The 25,063-nt window shown below is 57.8% G+C and carries 19 protein-coding genes; all 19 read left to right on the top strand.

The window, feature by feature from the left end:
• The first annotated feature begins 185 nt into the window (after window positions 1–185).
• A complete protein-coding gene (locus tag PHV01_RS05980) occupies window positions 186–1,529 on the top strand; it encodes a hypothetical protein (protein WP_337290241.1) in 1,344 nt (447 codons plus the stop codon).
• 312 nt (window positions 1,530–1,841) lie between these two features.
• Entirely contained in the window at window positions 1,842–2,894 is a 1,053-nt protein-coding gene (locus tag PHV01_RS05975) for a glycosyltransferase family 1 protein (RefSeq protein WP_337290240.1), read from the top strand.
• 265 nt (window positions 2,895–3,159) lie between these two features.
• Complete coding sequence (locus PHV01_RS05970; protein ID WP_337290239.1) at window positions 3,160–4,983, top strand: HAD family hydrolase; 1,824 nt, start codon at window positions 3,160–3,162, stop codon at window positions 4,981–4,983.
• 110 nt (window positions 4,984–5,093) lie between these two features.
• Window positions 5,094–5,963, top strand: a complete 870-nt coding sequence (gene rfbD / locus PHV01_RS05965; RefSeq protein ID WP_337290238.1) for a dTDP-4-dehydrorhamnose reductase — start codon at window positions 5,094–5,096, stop codon at window positions 5,961–5,963.
• Window positions 5,960–6,952 (top strand): glycosyltransferase family 2 protein, encoded by a 993-nt coding sequence (locus tag PHV01_RS05960; RefSeq protein WP_337290237.1) that lies wholly within the window; start codon window positions 5,960–5,962, stop codon window positions 6,950–6,952. The genes rfbD and PHV01_RS05960 overlap by 4 nt, the downstream gene beginning before the upstream one ends.
• 38 nt (window positions 6,953–6,990) lie before the next feature.
• On the top strand, window positions 6,991–8,214 hold the full coding sequence (locus tag PHV01_RS05955; RefSeq protein WP_337290236.1) for a glycosyltransferase: 1,224 nt from the start codon (window positions 6,991–6,993) through the stop codon (window positions 8,212–8,214).
• A complete protein-coding gene (locus tag PHV01_RS05950; RefSeq protein WP_337290235.1) occupies window positions 8,181–9,611 on the top strand; it encodes an undecaprenyl-phosphate glucose phosphotransferase in 1,431 nt (476 codons plus the stop codon). The genes PHV01_RS05955 and PHV01_RS05950 overlap by 34 nt, the downstream gene beginning before the upstream one ends.
• Window positions 9,612–9,699: 88 nt before the next feature.
• A complete protein-coding gene (locus PHV01_RS05945; protein ID WP_337290234.1) occupies window positions 9,700–10,650 on the top strand; it encodes an NAD-dependent epimerase/dehydratase family protein in 951 nt (316 codons plus the stop codon).
• A gap of 67 nt (window positions 10,651–10,717) precedes the next feature.
• Window positions 10,718–11,698 (top strand): D-glycero-beta-D-manno-heptose-7-phosphate kinase, encoded by a 981-nt coding sequence (gene rfaE1 / locus PHV01_RS05940; protein ID WP_337290233.1) that lies wholly within the window; start codon window positions 10,718–10,720, stop codon window positions 11,696–11,698.
• A gap of 17 nt (window positions 11,699–11,715) precedes the next feature.
• Window positions 11,716–13,323, top strand: a complete 1,608-nt coding sequence (locus PHV01_RS05935) for a CTP synthase (protein WP_337290232.1) — start codon at window positions 11,716–11,718, stop codon at window positions 13,321–13,323.
• Complete coding sequence (gene kdsA / locus PHV01_RS05930; protein WP_337290285.1) at window positions 13,320–14,183, top strand: 3-deoxy-8-phosphooctulonate synthase; 864 nt, start codon at window positions 13,320–13,322, stop codon at window positions 14,181–14,183. Before PHV01_RS05935 ends, kdsA begins: the two co-directional genes overlap by 4 nt.
• A gap of 23 nt (window positions 14,184–14,206) precedes the next feature.
• Window positions 14,207–16,033 (top strand): ABC transporter ATP-binding protein, encoded by a 1,827-nt coding sequence (locus PHV01_RS05925; protein ID WP_337290231.1) that lies wholly within the window; start codon window positions 14,207–14,209, stop codon window positions 16,031–16,033.
• A 7-nt stretch (window positions 16,034–16,040) separates the two neighbouring features.
• Window positions 16,041–17,654, top strand: a complete 1,614-nt coding sequence (locus PHV01_RS05920; protein ID WP_337290230.1) for a glycosyltransferase family 2 protein — start codon at window positions 16,041–16,043, stop codon at window positions 17,652–17,654.
• 3 nt (window positions 17,655–17,657) lie between these two features.
• Window positions 17,658–18,815 carry a glycosyltransferase family 4 protein gene (locus tag PHV01_RS05915; protein WP_337290229.1) on the top strand — a complete coding sequence of 386 codons (1,158 nt, stop codon included), beginning with the start codon at window positions 17,658–17,660 and terminating at the stop codon, window positions 18,813–18,815.
• A gap of 55 nt (window positions 18,816–18,870) precedes the next feature.
• Window positions 18,871–20,091 (top strand): O-antigen ligase family protein, encoded by a 1,221-nt coding sequence (locus PHV01_RS05910; RefSeq protein WP_337290228.1) that lies wholly within the window; start codon window positions 18,871–18,873, stop codon window positions 20,089–20,091.
• Between the two features lie 116 nt (window positions 20,092–20,207).
• A complete protein-coding gene (locus tag PHV01_RS05905; protein WP_337290227.1) occupies window positions 20,208–21,281 on the top strand; it encodes a glycosyltransferase family 1 protein in 1,074 nt (357 codons plus the stop codon).
• A complete protein-coding gene (rfaQ, locus tag PHV01_RS05900) occupies window positions 21,281–22,339 on the top strand; it encodes a putative lipopolysaccharide heptosyltransferase III (protein WP_337290226.1) in 1,059 nt (352 codons plus the stop codon). Before PHV01_RS05905 ends, rfaQ begins: the two co-directional genes overlap by 1 nt.
• Complete coding sequence (locus PHV01_RS05895) at window positions 22,336–23,295, top strand: KpsF/GutQ family sugar-phosphate isomerase (RefSeq protein WP_337290225.1); 960 nt, start codon at window positions 22,336–22,338, stop codon at window positions 23,293–23,295. The genes rfaQ and PHV01_RS05895 overlap by 4 nt, the downstream gene beginning before the upstream one ends.
• Entirely contained in the window at window positions 23,292–24,905 is a 1,614-nt protein-coding gene (locus tag PHV01_RS05890; RefSeq protein ID WP_337290224.1) for a glycosyltransferase family 39 protein, read from the top strand. The genes PHV01_RS05895 and PHV01_RS05890 overlap by 4 nt, the downstream gene beginning before the upstream one ends.
• The last annotated feature ends 158 nt before the right edge of the window (window positions 24,906–25,063 follow it).

Here is a 25,063-nt window from a genome sequence, read left to right as displayed (position 1 = left end):
CGATGCAGGAACGCCTCCGCGAGACCATACAAAAGCTTTTGATGTTAAAGGTTAATCTCAATCTATGCATGAGTACTTCTCAAACGTACACTGCTGTCGGGCGTGCTGAGTAGAACGACGATCAACTGACTGATAACATCCGACGATAAGCTGCATGTTTCAAACATTATTCGGAGGTGCGTGGCGTGGTGAGGACACAGATGAAGTATCTCTGTTTCAGCCTGCTGTTAGCGCAATGCGTAATCGTCGTTCAGATTGCTTGGGCCCAAGGAGCACTACAACAGCCAGGGCTTCCCGGGTTCACGACTTTTCAACTAACCAAGGAGAACTGGAGTGAGGCGGCCTCGATTATTTCTCGGGCCGGATTGAGCAACAATCCTCTTATCGTCATCAAGCAGGATGCCCCACGTGGCCCTCTTCCCGTCAGAATTCCTCAGCATGTTCGGATCCTTGATCTCAGGTATGGAGGTGGTGTAAACCTGGTGCGTGGTCACCATCCTCGACTGGAAGGCATCTGGGGCCAATATGCTCATCTTGGGACAGGCCTGCGACAGAATATCACAATCACTGATGTCATCACTCCCGACGCCAAGGTTACCGATTGGAAGTCAAATCCAAAGGAATACAGTTCAACGAAGTTCAGTTCGCCCGCCGATTATCACAGTAAGCACAACCACTATCAGAACCTCATGAGCGAGGTATGGAACTTCAATCCATATATCAACGGCGTGGCGATCTGGGGAGACTCAGGCGCTTTTGTGCCTGGCAGCAAGGTGTGGGGCGGATTTCTTTCGGCGCGATCTTGGCCCCTCTACTGGCAGGAGTACGTGCCGAAGGACCGTCCACATTTCAATGCCAACGATTTTGACGCCCAACTTGTCGGTCTCGAGATAGACGTTCTAAATGCCGGTAAGGATTGGAAAGGCTGGGGGCGCGAGAATGCCGGCGTATTGGCCAAAACGGGTGTTCAGGTGGTAGGCTTCGGAAAGCAGAATACCCAGGCGATCGAGATTCGTAGTGAGGATTCCGATTCGCCAGATTCTGCCAACCGTAAGGGCCAGTGGAAGGCTGCCATGGTGGTGTATAACAGCCTCGCGAAGGATGGCCGGGTTATTTACGGTTTGTTCGAGGAGGCCGGGATCGGCATTGACTTTGACCAGCCGGTGTTCGAGCGCGGCGCCATGCGTCTCCATACTAAGCGAGAAGGACAGGGTGTGGTCTTTAACGGCGGCCAGGGCGGGCAGATTTATGCCGATGAATCGGGTACGCTGACGTTGTCAAGCGGTACACAAGGATTCCGCGTGAAGGGGCCGAACGGAAGTGAGGCGATCCGGATTGGTTCCGACGGTAAGGTGGTGTTGAGTTCGATGACTTTGGATACTCATCAATTGGTGAGCGCTCTTATACGTGACCCAGTTGCGCTATTGGCCATAGTTGGAATCGCCATGATCCTGTTTCTTCCCGTGCAACTGTTCGTAACCTACCTTCTGCTGCGGCGATGTCGGCCGTCTACTCAACCGGGCACATAAGGAAGTATGCGGAATAATCGAGCCTATACTTCGATTACCTTGACGGACCTGTATACGTGGGAGCACTGGGGTATGGCTCCCCCACGCTACTCGACGGGGTGTAATTCAGAAGATCCCCAACACAACGATAGGTAAGTAGCCGAAATGGCAACTATAGCATGGCTTGTGCCAAACCTCCTGGAAGGATCAGGGGGGCACCGCACAATCCTCCAACATGCGGCCTTCTTGCAACAACAGGGGCACCGTTGTGTGCTGTATCTGGAGGACCATCAATATTTATTCGAGAGATCACTGAAAAAAGATATTGCAAGAATGTTCGGTTTTGAATTTGACGATGTCCAGCTCGGCTGGTCACACGTACGCCCGGCTGACCTCGTGTTCGCAACAATCTGGTACTCTGCAAAGATCGTGAGAGATCTGCCATTCCCGTGTATGAAGGCGTATTTCGTTCAGGATTACGAGGCTTGGTTTAATCCCATGGGCGATGGATTTCTGATGGCGGAAAACTCGTTTCGATATGGGTTGTATCCCATCACTATCGGGCGATGGCTGCCCGCGAGGCTGAAAAAGCGCCTCGATGTGCAGGCGGCCTTCTTTGATTTCTGTGCCGATCTCGGCATCTATCGACAGTTGCCGAACGTTCGGCGAGAACGGGCGGTGTGCTTCGTATTTCAGCCGGAAAAAACCAGGCGTTGTACCCAGATTGGCCTGGAAGCCCTGGGTATCGTGAAGCATCTGATGCCCGATGTGACGATATATCTTTACGGCTCAAAAGATTCCGGTGGGCCGTGGTTCGAGCATAAACACCTTGGGCTGTTGAGATTGGAAGAATGCAATCGTCTCTATAACAAGTGTACTGTGGGGTTGTGTCTCAGCTCCTCCAATCCTTCTCGTATTCCCTTTGAGATGATGGCGTCCGGTCTGCCTGTCGTGGAAATGTTCCGGGAGAGCACCCTGTATGACCTTCCGCACGACGCGGTGTTGCTGTGCGATCCGACACCGGAGTCATTGGCTGAGGGGCTCTTGAGGATCCTCAAAGATCCCTTATTGGCCGCGAGCATGGGTCGGGCTGGTCAGGAATACATGGCAGAGCGTCCGCTGGAGAAGGGGTTAGGACAGTTCCTGGAACTCGTTGAACGTTTGCTGCAGGGAAACGGTCTTCCGGAAGTGAAATTGGAGCCGATGTACCATGTCCCTCCTGTTGTCTCTCACTCATATAGAAAGCACAATGGGAATTACGGTGGGTTTTCTCCATCTATTCCGGATAGAGGTCGGTTGGCCTTTCTGCCACCTGGCGTTCGAGTGGTTGTGCGGAGTTGCTATCGAACCTTTCGCCGGCTGATGAGTCAGTCCCATGCCTCTTAAAATACGCAATGCGGCAGAGGCCGACGGGACCTCTGAGTACCATTTGATGACGGTGGATGTCTGGGATACGCTGCTTCGCCGGCGTTGTCATCCGGATGCGGTGAAGTTACACGTGTGCCGCTGGCTATTGTACTGCCACGGCCAATATCTCCCCCCCGAGCACAGGGATCACTGGGTGTTGCTACGGTTGCGTCAACAGGCAGAGAAGGAGCTTGCGGAGGAGAGCCGGCGAGGAGGAGGTGATGATGAGTATCGCCACCTTGAGGTGTATGAGCGATGGCTCTATCTGGCCGGCTTCAAGATGACTTTTGGTCCTGAAGAGATCTCACGCCTTTGCAGCGCGCTGGGACAAGTAGAGCTGGAGCAGGAGCAGTATGTTTCATACGCCGATCCATCGATCGCCGATGTGCTTGCCAATATTCGCGCTCGCAAGACCCTTTTTGTCAGTGATTTTTACCTGCCGGTCGAGATGGTAAGGGAGCTTCTTTCATTCCATCGTATGGATGGAATAGCTCCGGATGGTGTTGTCTCATGCGACATCAAACTTAATAAGAAATCCGGCAGGCTGTTTCGTTACCTCCATGAGAGCCTCGGGATTACTCCGGACAGACACATCCACGTGGGGGATCATGCCTGGGCGGATGTCGAATCGCCGAAACGGATCGGCATTGCTGTTGCGCACTACATGCCGGAGAACGAGCATCGACAGCGTCTGATGCGCGAGGATAGTTTCCGTGCCAGAGGGAACGTTCTGCAGCAGGCCGTCCATTCGTTGCGCGATGCTCGCGATTCTCAATACGACCAGGATGGTTCGTTGCCGGCCCGGTTCTATGCGCTTGGTCGCGAGTCCTCCCTGTGGTTTTTTGGTTTTATCCTGTATCTGATGGAATGTGCGGTGACCGAGAAAGTGGACAGGCTCTTCTTTCTGACTCGTGAAGGAGAATTCTTTCTCGAACTCTATAGGCGTGCGGCTGAGTGCCGTATCCTTGGATGTTCTGTGCCAGAAGGCACGCTACTTGAGGTCAGCAGGATCTCAACATTTGCAGGATCGCTTCGTTCATTTACGTCGACTGAGCTGATGCGAATCTGGAATCAGTATAGCGTACAATCTATGAGTGCCCTCCTGGCATCCCTGGACATTGATCCTTTACAATTTGTGGATAAGGCGACATCGTACGGCATAGATATCGATCAGGATATCACCTATCCGTGGCAAGATCCGCGAGTTCAGGCATTATTCAGAGACGATTGGGTACGACAAGAAATTGAGCGCGAGCTTTCTAAAAAGAAATCCGACTTATTATCATATCTTGCTTCAGTTGGACTTCCTGGGCAGCATACTAAAGCCGGTATTGTTGATATAGGGTGGCGTGGAACCATCCAGGATAACCTGGCCTATGCAATGCCGACGGTTCAACTATACGGTTATTATCTGGGTTTACTTCGCTATTTGAACGACCAACCATCCAATGCCGTGAAGAATGCCTTTGGGCCGAATCTGAACGAAGCACAATCGGATTATGCCGATTTGCTGGATTTTGTTGCTCCTGTCGAGATGCTGTGCAATTCTCCTCACGGGGGCGTAGAGCGCTATGAGGTCTCCGGGACCGGCGTGAGGGTTGTGCGCCTCACTGATCCTGCGGAGAATCAGGTGCATGATTCGTACATCCGGCATTTTCAGGCCGGCGTCATCGATTCCATCGCGTACTGGTCGGACTTTGCTCGGACGCATGCCTTTACGTCCGCCGAGATCCGACCGCTCGCCATGGAGATATGGGGAACGCTCATTCAAAAACCTCCATCATTCCTATCTACGGCCTACTTTGAGTTGAACCATAATGAGATATTCGGTGTAGGACGTTTTTCCGATAAACGTCAGTCGTCGCGCGCGCAAGGTCTCCTGTTCGCCTTCTTGTCAAAACGCCATCGGCAGCAACTGGATAGCTTCCTGACGGAAGTTGGATGGGTTCCAGGGCTTATGGTTCACCCGGAGACCGCTCCCATTTTCAGATGGTCTCTACGTACATTCCTTCAGGCGCGCAGAATCAAACGTCGCGCACGCAACTCACTATGGACACGATTTATATGAGAGCGTATTTCCCGCCATCGATTTCCAATATTCTGGTTACATTCTGCTGGGGAGCTCAAGTCTGATTAGCGACTAAGGGAGACAGACTTTCGAGCTATGACCAAAAAGTGATGCGTACTCTCTTGATCGGCGCCAACGGACAGTTGGGGAGCGAGCTGCGGAAGGCGTTCAACGATTGTGATCTGGTACCGCTGACCCATGCCGGGTTCGAACTGACAAACCCGATACAGGTTAGGGACACCCTCACCAAGCACCGACCAAGCCTGATTCTGAACACCGCCGCCTATCATCGGGTCGATGAGTGCGAAGACTTCCCTGAGCGCGCATTTGCCGAGAACGCAATTGCGATGAGGGATCTTGCGATCGCCGCCGAGGAGATCGGGGCGACGCTTGTCCACTTCAGTACCGATTATGCCTTTGACGGCAGGCAGCGCAGCCCTTATCGGGAAGTTGATCGATCTGGGCCGCTGAACGTATACGCCACCTCGAAATTGGCCGGCGAATACTTCGTCCAGGCTGTCCTGAAGAGACATTACCTCATCCGAACCTGCGGGCTGTACGGAATGGCTGGCAGTCGGAGCAAGGCAGGGAATTTTGTCGAGACGATGCTCCGACTGGCAGCGGATGGGCGCGAGATTCAAGTCGTGGGAGACCAGACCGTCACCCCTACAAGTGCCAAGGAGTTGGCGCACAAAGTCCGCCAATTGGTGGAGACAGACGCCTACGGGCTATACCACATTACTAACAACGGGGAGTGCTCCTGGTACCAATTCGCCCAAGCGGTCTTGGAGTTATCGGGTGTGCGGTCCCGCCTCACCGAGACCACCAGTGCGGTGTATGGTGCCCGCGCCACCCGCCCGGCCTATTCCGTCCTGGATAACGCGAACCTGCGATCGCTTGGTCTTGACGATTTACGGCAGTGGCGCGATGCGCTGGAGGCCTATCTGAAAGATCGGGCATCGGGGAGAAGCTCATCGTGATAGATCCGCGCGTGGCGGTTGGGATTATCAATTACGGTGACTACCGCCATCTGCCGGTCTGCCTGGATAGCGTGAAGCGGCAGAGTCTGAGAGCCGATCGGATTATACTGCTCGATAACCAGAGTCGCGCCAATGAGATCGGACCCATCGGCAGCGCCTACCCTGAGGTGCAGATTCTCGCGATGCAGGACAATCTTGGGTACAGCGGTGGCGCGAATCGCATCGTTAGGGAAGCGGACGGGTATGATCACGTGATGCTCCTCAATCCTGATGTCGTACTGGGGCCTCGACACCTGGAGGAATTGGTAGGGGTCATGGTCTCAGCACCGGGCGTGGGCTCTGTGGGCGGTAAGCTCCTTCTGGGCGACTCCCAGGCCGTCGGTGGGCCGTGTGGTGACGCACCACGAATACTTGACAGCACAGGCCACCTGATCTTTCGGAGTCGACGGGTCATCGATAGGGGACATGGTGAGTGTGATGTCGGCCAGTATGACAGACCCGAGGAGGTCTTCAGCATCTGCGGGGCGGCGGTCCTCTATCGACGGTCGATGCTTGATGATATTCAGATTGATGGAGAGTATTTCGATGAGGATTTTTTTGCCTATAAGGAGGACGTAGATACCTGCTGGCGGGCTCAGTTGCTTGGCTGGAGTTCGCGGTATCACCCCGCAGCAATCGCTTATCACCTGCGGGGGTGGAAGCGTCGAGATGACCGTCGGCGCGTCCCGTGGCTCCGAAAGTATCATTCCTTCAAAAACCATTCCTTGATGATGATCAAAAATGAACTTCCGGCTTTACTGCGACGGGATTGCTTGCCGATCCTCTGGTTGGGGATACGCGCGATGGCCTATGTCTTCCTCGTGGAACCTGCCCTCTTAAAGGCCGTATTGGATCTGAAGAAATATGTGCCCGGCGCTCGCTACAAGCGTGGGATTATTATGGGACGCTGCCGCTCCTCTGCGGAAAGAATGGGCCGCTGGTTCATCTAGGTCTATGAGTCGGGCGATCTCCACCGGTTGAGATGGCGATGCTGACTGAGGCAAGGGTTGCGCTGATTCACGATTGGCTGACCGGGATGCGGGGGGGGGAACGATGTCTGGAGACGCTCTGCGAGCTTTTCCCTGGAGCGGATATTTTCACTCTGCTGCATGTGAAGGGAAGCGTATCGAAGACCATCGAGGAACGGCGGATCAGGACATCGGCTATCCAGTCGCTGCCCTTTGCTGCCGGCTGCTATCGCTACTATCTGCCCCTCTTCCCGTGGGCCATCGAGCGACTCACGCTCGATAGGTACGATCTGATCCTATCGAGTAGCCACTGTGTGGCCAAGGGGGTCAAGCCCCCACCGGACGCGCTTCATATCGCGTATCTGTACACCCCCATGCGTTACATCTGGGACATGCAGGATGCCTATATAGGTTCTGGTCGGATGGGTCCGGTATCGAGACTCATGCTGCGCGCGATCGCCGAACGCTTGCGACGATGGGATATCGGGGTCAACACCAGGGTCGATCACTTTGTCGCTATCTCTCAACATGTAGCGGATCGAATCCGACGCCACTACGGTCGGGAGGCTGCGGTCATCTATCCTCCGGTTGAGACCACGCGCTTTCACATTGCCGAACGAACGGACGACTATTATCTGGTGGCCGGAGCCTTCGCCCCCTATAAGCGGATCGATCTGGCAATCGAGGCCTTTAACCGCCTGGGGCGACGCCTGGTGATTGTGGGTGAAGGCCAGGAGAGCCGACGACTGCGACACATGGCCGGTCCCACAATCGAATTTTTGGGGTGGCGTCCGGACAGCGAGGTTGCCGACCTTCTGAGCCGCTGTCACGCGCTCGTCTTTCCAGGTGAGGAGGATTTCGGGATTCTCCCGGTGGAGGCCATGGCCTGTGGGAGGCCGGTGATCGCGTATGGGAAGGGCGGCGTGACGGAAACCGTCATCCCATTGGATCGTTCAATGTTCGACGTTCAATGTTCAGAGCCACACCATACCTTCAGCCTTCAGCCTTCAGCCTTCAACCCTGAACCTCGACCTCCCACCGGTGTTTTCTTTGACGAGCAAACCGTCGAGGCGTTGATTCAGGCCATCGACCTGTTCGAGCAGTCAGCCGATCGGTTCGATCCGGAGGCGCTTCGCACGCATGCCCTTACCTTCGATCGCTCGATTTTCGAAAAGCGGATCGCGAACTATATTGGTGAACGCTTCGAGGAATGGAAGCGCGCAGGGCGCCGACGGCTATGCTGAAACGCCACAGCCAGTTTATCGAAAGCCTCATGCTTCTTGCCGACCTGCTGGTCATCAGCGTTGGTTGGCTCGGCTCGTACTATCTCCGCTTTTATTGGGGCCTGGTTCCTGTCTACCGCGGCATCCCTGACGTTCGCCCATACCTCCTCCTGCTTGGTCTCATCGCCATCGTCTGGGGTGTTGTCTTTAAGGCCTTCGGGTTGTACCGCCCCAAGCGAATCTCCTCACGCCTCGCTGAAGTGAGGGATATTGCCAAGGCCTGTACCATCGCGGTCTTGATCCTCGTTGCGGCGACCTTCTTTTTGAAGCCGTTCGAAGTCTCGCGAGTCGTGATCCTCTACTTCTGGGTGTTCAGTATCCTGTCGGTCAGCTTGGTCAGGAGTTCCTTCCGCGAAGTCCTGCGTTTTATGAGGCGCAGCGGGTATAATCTCCGCCATATCCTGATTGTCGGAGAAGGGGCGCTGGCGCACAAGATCGTCGAGAGGATCCATGCATGTCCGGAACTCGGCCTTCGTGTCATGGGGCTGCTGGTCGGCGATCCTCGAATGGTGGGGAAACAGGTGGAGGGGTTGACGGCTCTGGGTACCTACGAACAGGCAGGGGAGATGGCGAACGAGTTGTCGATCGATAGGGTGTTCATCGCCATTCCGCTGGAAGCCTACGGACGAATGGAAGGGATCCTTCGAAGTCTGGAGGACGGTATAGCCGACATCAACGTTGTGCCGGACCTCTACCAGTACATGACCTTGCGTGGAGGGGTAGAGGAGTTCGACGGTCTTCCTCTTATCAGCCTGCAGGACTCGCCCACGTACGGCTGGAGCCTGGTCAGCAAAAGAGCGATGGACCTCATGCTCTCAAGCGCGGCCCTCCTGATTACCTGGCCGTTACTGCTCTTTCTTGCGGCTATCATCAAGTTGACCTCTACCGGTCCGGTTCTCTACCGTCAGGAACGGATGGGCCTGGACGGCAGAATCTTCCAGATGTTGAAGTTCCGATCGATGCGGACCGACGCTGAAGAGGATACCGGCCCGATCTGGGCCGCGCGCGGTGATGAGCGTCGAACGGTGATCGGTACATTGCTCCGTCGGACCTCGCTGGATGAGTTGCCGCAACTGTTTAATGTGCTGAAAGGGGAGATGAGCCTCGTTGGCCCACGCCCGGAACGCCCGGTCTTTATTGAGGAGTTTCGGAAACAGGTCCCTCGGTATATGCTCCGACATAAAGTGAAGGCGGGCATTACCGGATGGGCCCAGGTTAATGGGTGGAGGGGCGATACCTCGATCGAGAAGCGGATCGAGTGCGACCTGTTCTATATTGATAACTGGTCATTGTTCTTCGATTTGAGGATTCTCTGGCTGAGTCTTTGGAGAGGGTTCATCCATAAGAATGCCATGTGAGGAGCCAGGGTATAGGGTTTAGGGTATAGGGTAAAAGAAGAAATACCCGACACCCCACACCCTTCACCCTGTTTCATAGGGGAGAGGCATGAAAATTCTCGTAACAGGTGGGGCCGGTTTTATCGGATCGCATGTTGTGGACGCCTTGGTGACAGAGGGCCATGACGTTGCCGTAGCAGACGATCTCTCGATGGGCAAACAAGAGCAGGTCCATCCTTCGGCGCGCTTTTACCGGGTGGATATTCGTGACCGTCAGGCGCTGGAGGAGGTTTTTCGCGTCGAGCGCCCGGACGTGGTCAACCATCACGCGGCCCAGGGCAACCTGCGTCGGTCGATGAGTGAACCGTCGTTCGACGCCTCGGTGAACATTGTGGGATCGCTCCATCTGGTCGAACTCTCCCTTGCCTACAAGGTAAAGAAATTCATTAACATCTCGTCTGGGGGAGCAGTATATGGCGAACCCCAGCGGCTTCCGGTTGACGAGATCCACCCGATCCGTCCGGCATCTGTGTACGGGGTGAGCAAGTATGCCGTAGAGCAGTACCTGCGCCTCTTTGATGGGTCCGGGTTGGACTACACGATCCTGCGGTACGCCAATGTCTATGGTCCTCGGCAGAATCCCGAAGGGGAGGCCGGTGTCGTGGCGATCTTCAGCCGCCAGATGCTCGCCGGTGAGCGTCCGACGATTTTCGGCGACGGCACCAAGACCCGAGATTACGTCTACGTTGATGACGTTGTGAGGGCGAACCTTTTAGCGATGGCGGAGAAGCGGACCTCAGGCCGAAGCTATAATGTGGGTCTGGGGCGCGAGGTAAGCGACCGGCAGATCTTTGAACTGGTACGCAAGGCGGTGGGGGCCACGGTGGAGCCGATTCTGGCATCCAAACGGTCTGGAGAGATCGACAGGATCTGCCTAGACGCCTCTCTAGCCAAGGCAGAGTTAGGCTGGGAGCCGACTATTTTCCTTGAGGAGGGAATCTCACGAAGTGTGGCGTTTTATCGGGAGAAGGTATTCCATTGCGTAAAGGAAAGTCGTTGAATTTTCCCATAATTTCGGCTAATCTGACGGACAATACGCATTCGTCATGAAGACTTCTTCAGGGGGTGTGGTTATTCGGTATCAACAGATTTTGGCTCGTTTTCCCAAGAAGCAGCTCCTCGTCCTCGGAGATATTATGGTGGACGAGTATATTTGGGGGAGCGTATCAAGGCTTTCCCCGGAGGCCCCGGTCCCGGTGGTGGAGGTGAAGGCCGAAAGCTTCCGTCTGGGGGGAGCGGGTAATGTCGCCGCCAACATCCGATCTTTGGGCGGACGGGTGATCCTGGTAGGGGTCGTCGGCAACGATCTGCCGGGAGAACGCCTGATTCATCAGATCGAAGCTGCCGGGATAAAAAGCGATGGTGTGGTGGTAGACCGCGCGCGCCCGACCACCATCAAGACCCGAGTGGTGGCGGGGAGCCAACAGATCGTCCGATTCGATCGGGAGAGCATGTCTGACCTCTCGAAGGAGGCAGCGGATCAGGTACTCGAGCTGGCAACAAAGCGGCTTGCTGATGCGGATGCCGTGCTCATCTCGGATTATGCCAAGGGAGTGATCAGCAGGCGGATCGCCCGGCAGATCCTTTCCCTCGCGCGACGTTCCCAGAAAATCATTGTCGTCGATCCGAAAGTGCATCACTTTCCCCTGTACAAGGGGGCTACGGTGATCACCCCCAACCATCACGAGGCCTTGGCCTTTGCCCGTCTTCCAGCATGGGGACAACAGGATCTCCTTGCCGTTGCAGGAAGAGAGCTGCTCCGGAAACTTGAGGTCAAGGCCATATTGGTGACGCGGGGAGAGGAGGGGATGTCGCTCTTTGAGGATGGGCGGGTGACCCATATCCCGGCGGTCGCGAAGGAAGTCTACGATGTCACGGGGGCGGGGGATACCGTCTTGGCTGCCCTTGCCTTGGCTATGGCATCGGGAGCCTCCCTGCGAGAGGCGGCCGTCATCGCCAATCATGCGGCTGGTGCCGTGGTGGGGAGGGCTGGGACGGCAACCATCAGTCGGGAAGAGCTGTTGGACGCGTTGAAAGACAGGGGCTAGGGGTTAAGGGGAAATTGATGGCGACAAAGTTTATCTTTGTGACGGGTGGGGTTCTGTCATCGCTCGGTAAGGGTTTAGCCTCCGCCTCCATCGGCTGTTTGCTGGAAAGTCGCGGCTTCAAGGTCACCATACTGAAATGTGACCCCTATATCAATGTGGATCCCGGGACCATGAACCCCTTTCAGCACGGGGAGGTGTTTGTCACCGATGATGGCGCTGAAACCGATCTTGACCTGGGCCATTACGAGCGGTTTACCGACCATGTCATGACCAAGGCCAACAATGTCACCACGGGACAAATCTATCATTCGGTCATCACCAAGGAGCGGCGAGGGGACTACCTGGGCGCTACGGTTCAGGTCATTCCTCATATCACCGATGAAATCAAGCGCGCGATCCATCGGGTGGCGGTGGGTGTGGATGTGGTGATCGTTGAGGTCGGCGGGACGGTCGGCGACATCGAGAGCCTCCCGTTCCTCGAGGCGATCCGGCAGTTCAGGGGCGATGTCGGGCGAGAGAACGTGCTGTATATCCACCTGACGTTGGTGCCGTACATTGCGCCGGCCGGCGAACTGAAGTCGAAGCCGACCCAGCATAGCGTGAAGGAACTGCTCCAGATCGGGATTCAGCCGGATATTCTGCTGTGCCGGACGGACCGGATCCTCCCCAAGGAGCTGAAGGCCAAGGTCGCGCTTTTCTGCAACGTCTCTGAAAAGGCGGTCATCACCGCGAAGGATGTGAGCAGCATCTACGAAGTGCCGTTGGTCCTGCACAGTGAGGGGCTGGATGGGATCATTGTCCAGATGCTCGGCCTGCCACAGACCGAGGTCGATCTGACGGAATGGGAGGCCCTCGTTCGGAAGGTGAAGGAATCCACGGCCGGCGTGACGATCGCGGTCATCGGAAAATACCTTGAGTTGAAAGACTCGTATAAAAGCTTGACTGAGGCCATCATTCACGGCGGTATCGCCAACGACTGTCAGGTCCATATCAAGGCGGTGGATGCGGAGATGGTGGCGCGTGACGGCCCAAAGGCGCATCTGCACGATGTTGCAGGCATCCTAGTTCCGGGGGGCTTTGGAAATCGGGGGGTTGAGGGGAAGGTGGCGGCCATCGCCTTTGCTCGCGAAGAGCGAATTCCGTTCTTCGGGATCTGCCTGGGGATGCAGTGTGCCGTCATCGAATTTGCCAGGCATGTGTGCGGCCTGCAGGGCGCCAATAGCCGCGAGTTCGATCCGAACTCCCCTCACCCGGTCATTGATCTCATGCCTGAGCAGCGTGGGATTACCAGCTTGGGAGGGACCATGCGACTGGGAACATACCCGTGCCGTATCGTTGTGCCGTCTGTTGCTCACCAAGTCTACGGGACCACTGAAATCAGCGAACGCCACCGCCATCGTTATGAGGTCAACAACGACTACCGGGACAACCTGGAGCGTCACGGAATGCGGTTGTCCGGATTTTCACCGGACAATATGCTGGTGGAGATGATCGAGCTTCCGGATCACCCGTGGTTTGTTGGCGGTCAATTCCACCCCGAGTTCAAGTCACGTCCCAGGCGCCCTCACCCGCTGTTCCGTGAATTCATTAAAGCTTCGTTGCGACATCAGGAGAGGCGACGCTGACTAAACAGGTGCGGATCGGCGAACTCACGCTTGGCGGCGGAGCGCCGCTTCTTCTGGTGGCCGGTCCATGCGTCATCGAGAGCGAGGAGCACCTGCTCAGAACCGGTGAGGCGATCAAGGTGGTATGCGAAGCTTGCCGGGTTCCCCTCATCCTCAAGGCCTCTTACGATAAGGCCAATCGTTCGTCAGGTCATTCATTTCGCGGCCCAGGCCTGGAGGAGGGGCTTCGCATTCTGGAGCGTGTGAAGGCAAAGCTGGGCGTTCCTGTTATCTCCGATGTCCACGACGTCAATCAGGTATCTGCCGCGGCGGAGGTGTTGGATATTCTGCAGATCCCCGCCTTCTTATGCCGCCAAACCGACCTCCTGCTGGCTGCTGCGAGATCCGGTAAGCCGGTCAATGTCAAGAAGGGACAATTTCTGTCGCCATGGGATGCCGGTCATATCGTCGAGAAGCTCCGATCTGCCGGCTCAGAAGCGATCGTGCTGACAGAGCGTGGAACAAGCTTCGGCTACAACAACTTGGTGGTAGACATCCGCTCACTCCCGGTCATGCGCAGTTTCGGCTACCCCGTTCTGTTCGATGTCACGCACAGCATGCAACTGCCTGGCGGTGCGGGTAATGCCTCGGGAGGTCAGCCCCAATTCATCCCCTTCATTGCGCGAGCCGCCGTGGCTGCAGGGGTTGACGGACTCTTCATGGAGGTCCATCCCGACCCTGCCAATGCGCCCAGCGACGGCCCCAACATGCTCCGGCTCGACGCGCTTCCAGGACTTCTGAGCCAGTTGCTGGAGGTTCAGCGTGCAGTGGCGCCGTATGTGAACCAGCCATCCGTTCAGACGCTGAAGGCTGACCGCTGATAGCTGAAGGCCGTTCTTCGAGTATGCACACCCCTTTGCAGCAGTTCCTTCGCGTGCTCCGGTACGCCGTTCCCTACCGGGTACGGATTATCCTTGCCCTCGTCTATCTGGTCCTCATCGCCATCCTCAATGCGGTCTCCATCGGCTCACTCCAGCCGATCTTCGACGGTCTCTTCGCTGCTGAGGGTAGCGGATCGGGGATTAGCCTCCCGGACCCGATCAGGGCCCTGCTGGGCCAGCGGCTGGTCCAGTTTCAGATATTCCTGCAGACTCATCGGATCAGCACCCTGACCTTTATCGGCGCGGCCCTTTTCCTGGTGTTTCTGGCCAAAGGCGTGCTCACGTATCTCCAGCAGTTGCAAATGCGGTACGTGGCTGAAGGGATTCAGCGGGATATCCGTAATGAGCTGTACGCCCATCTGCAGACACTGTCGCTGGCGTTCTTCAGCCGCCGTTCAACAGGGGAGATCATGTCCCGTCTCAGCTCCGACGTGGAAGCCCTGGGGGACGCATCGACCGAGCTCTTCCGCAACGCTCTGAAAGAGCCGCTGAACATCATTGCGTTGCTTGCCGTCCTCTTTCTCATCAAGTGGCAGCTTGCCCTCCTGTCGCTCCTGGTTCTCCCTGTGACCCTTATTCCCATCGTGAAATTCGGGCAGAAGATCCGCCGAAGGGGGACTCAAGTCCAGGAGCGACGAGCTGAGTTGAACACGATCTTGCATGAGACCGTCTCCGGTATCAGGATCGTCAAGGGCTTCAGTATGGAGGAGTATGAGAAACAGCGATACTGGGAGGCGAGCGATCAGGTCTTCAGGGCTCTTTTGCGGATCACGCGGGTCGATGCGCTCACCTCGCCCGTATTGGAGATCCTTGGTTCGATCGGCATCGTGGTGGCCGTCTGGGTCGGGGGTTATCTGGTCTTTTCCAAAAGCCTCACACCGGGGGCGTTCATGGCCTTCCTCGGAGCCCTGGCATCCCTCTATCAGCCCGTGAAGCGGATCAGCCAGATCAACAACAACATCCAGCGCGGCATGGCGGGAGTAGCCCGCGTCTTCGAGCTGATGGATGAGCGCCCCGATGTGGTGGAGCAACCGGACGCCACGACGCTTCCGAGAATGCAGGAGGGGCTCGAGTTCCACAACGTCTCATTCGCCTACGAGCCCGATCGGATCGTGCTGCGCACGGTCAGTTGCCGGGCCAAGCTGGGTGAGATCGTGGCGATCGTCGGCAGCAGCGGGGCCGGCAAAACGACCCTCGTCAATCTTATTCCCCGATTCTACGATCCCACAGGCGGCTGTATCAGGATCGATGGGATCGATATTACGCGGGTGACGCTCCCGTCGCTGCGGGAGCAGATGGGGATCGTCACCCAGGAGACGATCCTGTTCGATGATACCATCTTGAACAATATCGCCTACGGACAGCGTGACGTGGCTCCAAGCAAGGTCGTGGAGGCAGCCAGGATCGCCAATGCCGAGGAGTTTATCGACGCGCTCCCGAATCGATACGAGACCAGGATCGGCGAGCGTGGGGTACGTCTGTCCGGCGGCGAGAAGCAGCGGATCGCCATCGCCAGGGCTATACTGAAGAACCCGCCCATCCTCATCCTGGACGAGGCGACCTCGGCCCTGGATGCGGAATCGGAGCGACTGGTCCAGGAGGCGTTGGATCGGCTGATGCAGAATCGGACGACCTTCGTGATTGCGCATCGGCTTTCCACCGTCATACGGGCCGACAAGATCCTGGTGCTGGACGGCGGATGCTGTGTCGAGCAAGGGACGCACCCGGAACTCATGGCGCTTGGTGGGGTCTATTGTCGGCTGTACAACACGCAGCTTGCTCGGGCCTGAGGCAGCAATGGCCGATCTCAGCGTCATTGTTATCACCTACAATGAGGAAAAGAATATCCAAACGTGTTTGGAAAGCTTGACGTGGGCGAAGGAGATCATAGTGGTGGACTCGGGCAGCTCGGATCGTACCCTGGAAATCTGCCGAGGCTACACCGATAAGATCTTTATTCACCCATGGATCGGATTCATCGAGCAGAAGGATTTTGCTGTCTCGCTGGCTACGCATGATTGGATCTTGAATATCGACGCCGATGAACGGGTATCGGAGGAGCTTCGTCAGGCCATCGAACGCGAGCTTGCGGCGCCCCGTTACGATGGGTACCGGATCGCTCGCAGAAACTATTTCCTGGGATGGTGGATGCGGCATGGGGGGTGGTACCCCGATCGGGTCCTTCGCCTGTTTGACCGACGCAAAGGGCGGTTCGGCGGTCTGAATCCCCATGCCTACTTTGTCATCGCAGAGGGCTCCGTCGGCTGTATCGACAGGGACCTGGTTCATCTCACCTATCAAGAGTTCTCGCAGTATCTGAGGAAACAGGACTGGTATACGGGGATCTCGGCGGAGCAGCAGGTGACGAGGGGCCGTCAGTCCGGTTCGGTGACCGGCTCGGAACTGCTGTTACGCGCACTCGTGAAGTTCGTGCAGCTTTACCTGTTCAAGCGAGGCTTTCTCGATGGGATGCATGGATTGATTGCCGCAGTCGGCGCTTCCTATTTCAATTTCATCAAATATGCCAAGATCTGGGAGTTGGGGCTCCGCACTGAGTCGGGTCAGGGAACCGAAAGTCGACAGGAACGGCTGCTCGATCGACACAGTGCGCCGGCGGTTACACCTCCTCCAGGACAGGATGAACGGACAGTCGGGGTTTCGGCTCTCGTCATCACGCTGAACGAAGAGGAAAATATCCAACAATGTCTGGAGAGCGTGAGTTGGGCTGATGAGATCGTCGTGGTGGACGCCGTGAGCGAAGATCGCACGGTGGAGATGAGCCGACGATTTACCGACAAGGTCTACCTGAATCCCTGGCCCGGGTTTCCCGCCCAGCGCAACTTCGGCCTCGAACGGACCGGCGGACAGTGGGTCTTGATCCTGGATGCCGACGAGCGGGTGACGCCGGCGGTCAGAGATGAGATTCTCGCGTGTATCACGCGAGCGGACCGCGAGGGGGTGGTGGCCTACCAGGTCCCTCGGAAGAACTTTTTCTTCGGCCGGTGGCTGCGCTGGGGCGGGGCGTTTCCGGATCTTCAGTGGCGCCTCTTCAAGCGGGGCTTCATCCGGTATGATGAGACAACGCTGGATACACCGATTGTCGGCGGGGCGAGCGGCACGTTGCAGAACCCGATCGACCACTTTACCGGTCGGAGCATCCATCAGCGCCTCAGGAAGATCGATGCGGAGACGCAGATCAAGGCTCGGGAGATCATGGCGCGGTGCGCCCGGATCGGTTGGTCGGATGTCACCTTCAGGCCCATGATCGCCTGCTTGAAGGTGTACCTGCTCAAGCAGGGATTTCGGGATGGCCTCCACGGATTGGTCTTTGCAGTCCTTTGCAGCTTCCATACCTTCACCCGCTATGTGAAGGCCTGGGAACTGGGCAGGCGCCTAAGGTGTTCCGGGTAGGGGATGGTTCGCCCGAAGCGGATTCTCTACATTTATCGGTCGCTCGGTGAGAACTACGGCGGGGCGCTGGTAGACCTCCTCAATGTCGTGGCGCGACTTGATCCAACGCGCTATACGGCCACGATCCTCCTCTCGTGCGGGGATGAGCCCATGACCAGATTTCGTCGCCTTGGGGTGGAGACGATCTCTCTTCCGCTCCCCCCGCTCAGGAAGGGGAAGTCGATTCCTTTTCTTCCGTTTGCAGTCCTGAGACTTTGGCGACTGCTTCGCGCAAGGGAGATCGCCCTTGTCCACGTCAACGATGCCGACGATGCTGCCATCGCTTCTATGGCCTGCCGCCTCATTGGGATCCCCTGTGTGGCCCACATGCGCAGCGAAATGGTGCCGAACAAATTCAGGAAGCTATGCCTGCATTGGGCCGATCTCCTGATCGCCGTGTCGGAGGGTGTGCGGGGGAAAGCCATCCAAGGCGGGATACCGGCGGAGAAGGTGGTCACCGTCTATAGCGGTATTGATCCTGAGAGGGCCAAGGCATCCGGAGACGGTCGGAGCATCAGGGCGGAGCGCGGCATTTCTCCGGAGACCCTTGTGATCGGGAGCGTGGCGAATATCGCCCCCAAAAAGGGCTACGATGTCCTCATTCGGGCGATGGCCAAGGCAAGGCAGGACATCAATGACCTGGCCTGTCTCATTGTAGGGGCCGATGAGCGCGGCTTGCAGGAGGGATTAGAGCGGTTAGGAGTATCTCTCGGTCTGGACGGCAGGGTGTGGTTTGCCGGATTCCAGGAAGATGTAATTCCTTACCTTGATGCCATGGACCTGTTCGTTCTGGCTTCTGTCGATGAGGGGTTCGGGATCGTGCTGCTGGAGGCGATGGCCTGCGGGAAGCCGGTGGTGGCAACGAGAGTGGATGGCCCATCCGAGATCGTGGAAGACGGGCGGACCGGCCTGTTGGTGCCTCCTAGAGACTCTGACGCGATGGCCAACGCGCTTGTAGAACTCCTGAAAGATCCGGAGCGGCGCGCTCGCATGGGGCAACAGGGCCGGGAGCGGATCGAGACCGTCTTCGGCCCGGATTCGCAGATGAGGATCCTGAGTAGTCTATATGATCAACTGCTGAGTCGGCTGCCGGAGAAATTCGAAAGGCGTGGGTGGACATGACCGACGAAAATCGCGCAATACCGATCGAATCTTGCTGTCAGGGTGGCATAGCCGGATGATGACGACAGATCGCGAACAATTCATACGGTTCGCCGAACAGGGTCTGCGCCTGTCCATTCTTTTCACGGTGTTTTTTATGCCGATCTCAGAATCCGCAAAGAATATCGGGTTCGCGTCTGCGCTTGGCATGTGGGCGCTGAGAGCGGTTGGGCGCCGACGCTTCGACATGAGGATCCCCACCTTGGGGTGGTTCTTCTTCGGGCTATTGGGGGTCTCCTTCATGAGCGCCATGCGGTGGGATGTGCTGAATGCCTGCGGCGCCCTGAATGTCGCTAGAGGAATCACCGATATATTTATCTACAGCTTCTTCTTCCTCTTGATCGTGAATTCGCTCAATTCGGAATCTCAGGTCAGGTCGGTCATGCTGACCATGATAGTTGCCACCGGAATCGGCGATGTTGCTGGGATATACAGATATTTTCTGGTTCCCACCACAGCGGTGCGCCTGAGCGTTCCTGGACTGTCTTTTACCGCCGCCTTCCTTGCCATGGCGCTTGTTGCTATGGCAGCCTTGTTGATCCATATTCGATTCGATGTTCGCTGGCGACTATGCATCGGGGTTGTCATGGTCCTGTCCGCCGTCGCCCTTGTGTTTACCCACACCAGATCGATGTGGCTCATTACAGGGCTCAACCTGGGAATCCTCAGTGCAATGGGACGGGTCTGGAAGTGGCCTATCATGTTGCTCGCCTTCTTTGTGGCCGTGGCCTTTGTAGCCGTAAAATCGGATGTGCTGATCAAGCAGCGGGTGATCAGCCTGATGGCGCCCTGGCAGGATACAAGCTTCCTGGACAGAATTCCCGTCTGGAAGCGTGCCTTGCGTATGGCGCAGGATCATCCGTTCCTCGGGGTCGGGCCAAAGTGTTTTCGGCCCAGTCGGGAAAAATACGACATACCTGAGGAGTTCGGCCAAGCCCATAATCTGCTGGTGCATGTTGCCGCCGAACTCGGCGGCCTCGGTCTTCTGGCGCTGTTGGCCCTGATCGGAGCCTACGCACATTTTCTCGTGACTATCCGGCGCCGGGTGGCGTGTGACTTGGCCAGGGCGCTGTGGTGGGCGGCGACAGGATCTTTTCTCGTGATCCTCGGTGGTGGAATCATCGACCAGTTGCTGGGCCACCAAGTGGCCCTTCTTTTCGCAACACTGACAGGGCTGCTTATTGTTGCCGTCGATCTTGCAGAGAGAAAGCCGCTTTCCACTCAGTTGAGTGCGTGATGGGCAATGTAAAGCCTGTGGGATCCCGTCGCGTTTTCTATGGTGTGCTCGGCTGATCTGCGGGCGCTTGCAACGAGCGAGAACGTGCTGTGCGTATCGGCATTGACGCGAATCCGATGTTCATACGGCAGGCCGGGATTGGTCAATATGTGGCCAATCTCATCACGCACATGGTGCGCTTGGCCCCCGAGGATGAGTTTGTGCTGTACCGCACCGGTATGTGGGGCGAATCGAAGACCCCGACGGAATGGGGCAGAAATGTTCGCGTGGTGTCCGCTCCAAAACTTCTGCTGCGGGTGAGGAGCCGGCTTGACGAGTTGGATGTCTACCATGGGACGAGCTATCGGCTTCGGGGCATCGGCAGATGTGGGAGCATCGTCTCGATTCATGACTTGGCGGCCGAACGCATGCCCGGTATCGCGCCGCGGCGTTGGGGAGCCCGCCTGGCATCAAAGAAGACCAGGCGCACCGTACATCGAGCCACCCTTGTTGTGGTTCCGTCCGAGCACGCAGCGCAAGACGTGAGTGATATGATGGGCGTGTCCCGCGAGAAGATTGAGATCATCAATCAAGGCGTAGGCGACGACTACTACCCCGAGCATGTTGCGGGGGGTCGCGAGGCGCTTTGTCGTCGGTATGCCTTGCGCAAGGACAGGTATGTACTGTTCGTGGGGACGCTCGAGCCGCGCAAAAATGTCCCCACACTGGTGCAGGCCTTTGGTCGGCTGACGCACATACGGCGCTCTCACTGTCTCGTGCTCGTTGGCGCTCCCGGACAGGGAATTCAGGAGATTGCTGATGTCGTCAGGAGCTCGGGTCTGGATGAGGAGGTCGTCATGCCGGGCTATCTTCCTCCGGAGGAGGTCCGACGCCTCTATTCCTACGCCGACCTGTTTGTCTATCCTTCGCTCTATGAGGGGTTCGGGTTGCCGCCCCTGGAGGCGATGGCGTGCGGAACCCCCACCATTACCTCGAACACATCCTCGCTCCCCGAGGTTGTCGGAGAGGCGGCGCTCCAGGTGGATCCCCTGGACGCTGAGGCCATGGCTGACGCGATGAACACTGTTCTGGAGGACCAGACGCTGGCCGCAATGCTTCGAGCGCGCGGGTTCGAACGCGCAAAGCGATTTTCGTGGGAGGGAACCGCGCGCAAGACGCTGCAGGCATATCACCGGGTGGGAGGTCGGTGATGCCGACCCCTGGCATAGTTGCACCGGAGCGGATATTGGTGATCAAGCTCCGATACCTGGGGGACGTGCTGCTCAGTACGCCGGTCCTGGCTGGGCTCAGGGCGGTCTTTCCCAAGGCCCACCTCTCGATGCTGGTCAATCCTGGGACCGAGGCGATGATCGCCACCAATCCTCATCTCGACGAGGTGTTGATCGCGGAGCGGGCAGGATCGCCGCTGCGCCAGCTCGGGTTTGCCGCCGCGCTGCGTCGGCGCCGCTTCGACCTCGTGCTCGACCTGACCGACGGTGATCGAGCGGCGATCCTGAGCCGGCTCACCGGCGCCGCGATCAGGGTCGGCTTCAATCGGGAGGGTCGCTGGCGCGGGCGGCTGTACACGCATCTGGTCCCGATGCAGGAGCAGCCGATGCCGATGATCCGCCAGCATCTGATGGCTCTGGAGGCGCTGGGGATTCCGGTTGCTCCTACGCTGCCTGTACTCAAGGTGAGGCCGGCCGATGAGTCGGCCGCCGGCGAAGCGCTTACCGCGCTCAAGATCGCGCCCGGCGAGCGCTTCGTGGCGGTGCACCCAGGCGCCCGGTGGTGGTTTAAGAGCTGGCCCGCCGCTCGATTCGCGGCCCTTATAGACTATATTCAGGGGAAACTCGGCGTCAAAGCGGTGCTGCTTGGTTCAGTTGCAGATCAGGAGATCACGGAGGCGATCCTCGGCCAGGTGGAAACCGGCTGCCGTTCGTTGGCCGGGCGCCTGACGCTCCTGGAACTGGCCGGGCTGCTTCGACAGGCCGCTCTCTTTGTCGGAAACGATAACGGACCGATGCATATCGCGGCGGCGATGGGGACGCCGGTGGTCGGCCTGTTTGGTCCTGCCGACCCGAGGATCTGGGGGCCGGCCGGTCAGGGCCATGCCACGCTCTACAAGGGAATTGATTGCCGGCCCTGCTTTCCTGGCGGGTGCCGGCGGGGGGAACAGAACTGTATGCGGTTGATCGCGCTTGACGAGGTGATTCCCGTCGTGGAGCGGATGCTCGGACGGCCGCCAAAGCGGATCGAGATCCCATGATCGTCGATCGAGGGCGACACGTGCTGCAGATCGAGGCCGAGGCAATCCTGGCCTTGATCCCGAAGCTTGATGAGCGGTTCGACCGGGCCGTCGAGATCCTCCGGGATTGCCGGGGCCGGGTCGTGCTGACCGGCATGGGCAAGTCCGGCTCGATTGCTCAGAAGATTGCCTCCACCCTGGCCAGCACCGGAACCCCCGCATTCTTCCTCCACCCCGCCGAGGGGGGGCATGGCGACCTTGGGATGCTGGTTCGCGGCGATGTCGTGATCGCGGTCTCGAACAGCGGCGAGACGGATGAACTTGTCGGCTTGCTCCCCGCAATCAAACGGCTCGGCCTCGCGCTGATCGCGCTGGTCGGCGATTCCGCTTCCACCCTTGCCAGGCAGAGCGACGTCGCGATCGATGTAAGCGTCGCGAAAGAAGCCTGCCCGCTGGCATTGGCTCCAACCGCCAGTACTACCGCAGCCCTGGCAATGGGCGATGCGCTTGCCGTGGTCCTGCTCGAGCAGCGCGGCTTCACCGAGGCGGACTTTGCGCTCCTGCATCCGGCCGGCAACTTGGGGCGGCGGCTGTTCTGGCGAGTGCAGGACCTCATGCATATTGGTGAGCGACTTCCCGTTATCGCTCAGGGTGCGCTCATGCGTGACGCGCTGGCCGAGATTTCGCGAAAGCAGTTCGGGATGACCGCTGTGGTGGACGAGGCCGGGGTCCTCACCGGGATCATTACCGATGGCGACCTGCGGCGGGTACTCCAGGACGGGATCGATCTGTTGCAGCGGCAGGTCAGGGATTGTATGACGTCGCACCCCAAGACCATCGACAAGGACGCCCTCGCGACCAGGGCGCTGGAGATCATGGAGCGGTACGCGATCACCTCTTTGCTGATCGTGGATCCCGAAGGGAGACCGGAGGGGGTCATCCATCTGCACGACCTCCTGAGGGCTGGGGTGGTATGACGAGAGGGGCGCTGGAAAAGGAGTGGCTGGTCCTGACTCTCCTGTTCATTTGGGGGCTTGTCGTCTACTACTCGTATCTGGGTGTGCCGCTGAGAGGTGACGAGGGGATGTACGCGGCCATTGCGCGAAGAATGGTCCGGACCGGGGACTGGCTGCAGCTTGTCTACGAGGGGCGTCCCTACGTCAATAAACCCCCGCTGCATTTCTGGCTTATGGCGCTTTCCTTCGCGCTGTGGGGGTCGAGTGAGTTTGCCGTTCGATTTCCATCAGCGACCTTCGGGATCGGGCTGGTGTTCCTGGTGTACGTCAGCGGGAAACTGCTGTTCGACCGGCGGCTGGGCGTGATCGCGGCGCTCATCACGACTACCACGCTGTCCGCTGTCTGGCATGCCCATCAGGCCAGATTCGATGTCGAGCTGGCGTTCTGGATGAATCTTGCGTTCGTGGCCTTCTATCTGGCGTACCGGAGAGGCGGACGTCGGCTCGGCGCTCTCTGTTTCGCCTTTCTGTCGATGGCCGTGGCAACGATGCTCAAGGGTCCGGTAGGTCTCCTGCTGCCGGCAGGCGCGGCATTTACCTTTTTGGCGCTCACGCGGCGAGTCAAGGTGCTTGCAGAGATTCCGTTCCTTCTGGGCGGTGTAGCGGTCTTTCTGCTTGTCACCGTGCCCTATTATCTGGGGTTAGGCGGTGAGTTTAACCGGCACTTTTTTGTCGACCAGAATCTGACCCGCGTTGTCCACGCGCCAAACTCACCGTTTTTCTATCTCGTGATGATTTTTGCGGTGTTCTTTCCCTGGAGCCTCTTTCTCCCTTGTGCGGTTCTTACCCTCGTGAGGTCTCGCTCCCGTTATCGTGACGAAGCGGACCTGCTGCTCCGCGTCTGGTCTATCGGCTTTTTCGTACTCTTGAGCCTGCCGGCAGGGAAGGCTGAGCGGTTTCTTGTGTATCTCATCCCGTCGTTCGCCCTGCTGATGGCCCGATACTGGGATCATCTCTTTCGGTATGCCGATACCTTGCAACCGATGGAAGCTCGTCTGCTCAGGGTCGCAGCCTTCCTCCTGGGTCTGGTCGGCGTGCTGGGCCTGTTTGTCGGGCCACGGCTCATCCAATTGCGTTTCCTCATGCCCCATGATGTCTGGCCTATCCCCCTTGCGCTGCTTCTAGGCATCGGGTGCATCGGTGTCCTCTATACCGCCTGCAGGAGCCAACCGTGGGCCATCTTTTCGAGCGTGGCGGCGGTCGCCATCGTGATGACCATCGGTCTTGTTCAATACTTTTATCCCACGCTCGCCAGATATGAATCTGCAAAGGTCATTGCCGAGCAGGTTCGCGCGGTTGTGGGCGACTCCCCCCTGGTAATTTTTCACCCGGGCCGGTCGTTAGGCGAGGATATCCTCTACTATCTCGATCGACCATCTCCGGTGCCGGAACTCCAGACACCCGATGAGGTCTACGCTGCTTTTACGGTTGAGCGGCAGATCTTCGGTCTCCTGAGCAAAAGCAGCTTCGAGGCGCTTGAGCAGCGAGGCAACCTCCCGCTCAAGCGTCTCGCGGACCATTCATACCGCCAACGAGACTTTGTGCTGGTGATGAATCGCGACAGGCTGTAATGGGAAGGATGTCTATGTCTATCGACCGCAGGCTCCAGGAAAAGGCGAAGGCGATCCGTCTGCTTATCATGGACGTCGATGGCGTGCTCACCGACGGACGGATCTTCTATAACGCCGAAGGGGTGGAGAGCGAGGCCTTCTTCGTCAGGGACGGTTTC

It is taken from the genome of Candidatus Methylomirabilis sp., from assembly GCF_028716865.1.
In the GTDB taxonomy this organism is placed as follows: domain Bacteria; phylum Methylomirabilota; class Methylomirabilia; order Methylomirabilales; family Methylomirabilaceae; genus Methylomirabilis.
The sequence above is the reverse complement of the archived record's forward strand: the minus strand, read 5'-3'. Positions and strand labels throughout refer to the sequence as shown.

What these genes read in the sequence shown, in the direction of transcription:
- PHV01_RS05925 (WP_337290231.1), top strand. Translation starts at nt 14,207, where the DNA reads ATGCACACCCCTTTGCAGCAGTTCCTTCGCGTGCTCCGGTACGCCGTT.
- PHV01_RS05975 (WP_337290240.1), top strand. Translation starts at nt 1,842, where the DNA reads ATGTTCGGTTTTGAATTTGACGATGTCCAGCTCGGCTGGTCACACGTA.
- PHV01_RS05920 (WP_337290230.1), top strand. Translation starts at nt 16,041, where the DNA reads ATGGCCGATCTCAGCGTCATTGTTATCACCTACAATGAGGAAAAGAAT.
- PHV01_RS05935 (WP_337290232.1), top strand. Translation starts at nt 11,716, where the DNA reads ATGGCGACAAAGTTTATCTTTGTGACGGGTGGGGTTCTGTCATCGCTC.
- PHV01_RS05910 (WP_337290228.1), top strand. Translation starts at nt 18,871, where the DNA reads ATGATGACGACAGATCGCGAACAATTCATACGGTTCGCCGAACAGGGT.
- rfbD (WP_337290238.1), top strand. Translation starts at nt 5,094, where the DNA reads ATGCGTACTCTCTTGATCGGCGCCAACGGACAGTTGGGGAGCGAGCTG.
- PHV01_RS05915 (WP_337290229.1), top strand. Translation starts at nt 17,658, where the DNA reads ATGGTTCGCCCGAAGCGGATTCTCTACATTTATCGGTCGCTCGGTGAG.
- PHV01_RS05955 (WP_337290236.1), top strand. Translation starts at nt 6,991, where the DNA reads ATGCTGACTGAGGCAAGGGTTGCGCTGATTCACGATTGGCTGACCGGG.
- PHV01_RS05895 (WP_337290225.1), top strand. Translation starts at nt 22,336, where the DNA reads ATGATCGTCGATCGAGGGCGACACGTGCTGCAGATCGAGGCCGAGGCA.
- rfaQ (WP_337290226.1), top strand. Translation starts at nt 21,281, where the DNA reads ATGCCGACCCCTGGCATAGTTGCACCGGAGCGGATATTGGTGATCAAG.
- PHV01_RS05890 (WP_337290224.1), top strand. Translation starts at nt 23,292, where the DNA reads ATGACGAGAGGGGCGCTGGAAAAGGAGTGGCTGGTCCTGACTCTCCTG.
- PHV01_RS05950 (WP_337290235.1), top strand. Translation starts at nt 8,181, where the DNA reads ATGGAAGCGCGCAGGGCGCCGACGGCTATGCTGAAACGCCACAGCCAG.
- PHV01_RS05945 (WP_337290234.1), top strand. Translation starts at nt 9,700, where the DNA reads ATGAAAATTCTCGTAACAGGTGGGGCCGGTTTTATCGGATCGCATGTT.
- PHV01_RS05905 (WP_337290227.1), top strand. Translation starts at nt 20,208, where the DNA reads ATGTTCATACGGCAGGCCGGGATTGGTCAATATGTGGCCAATCTCATC.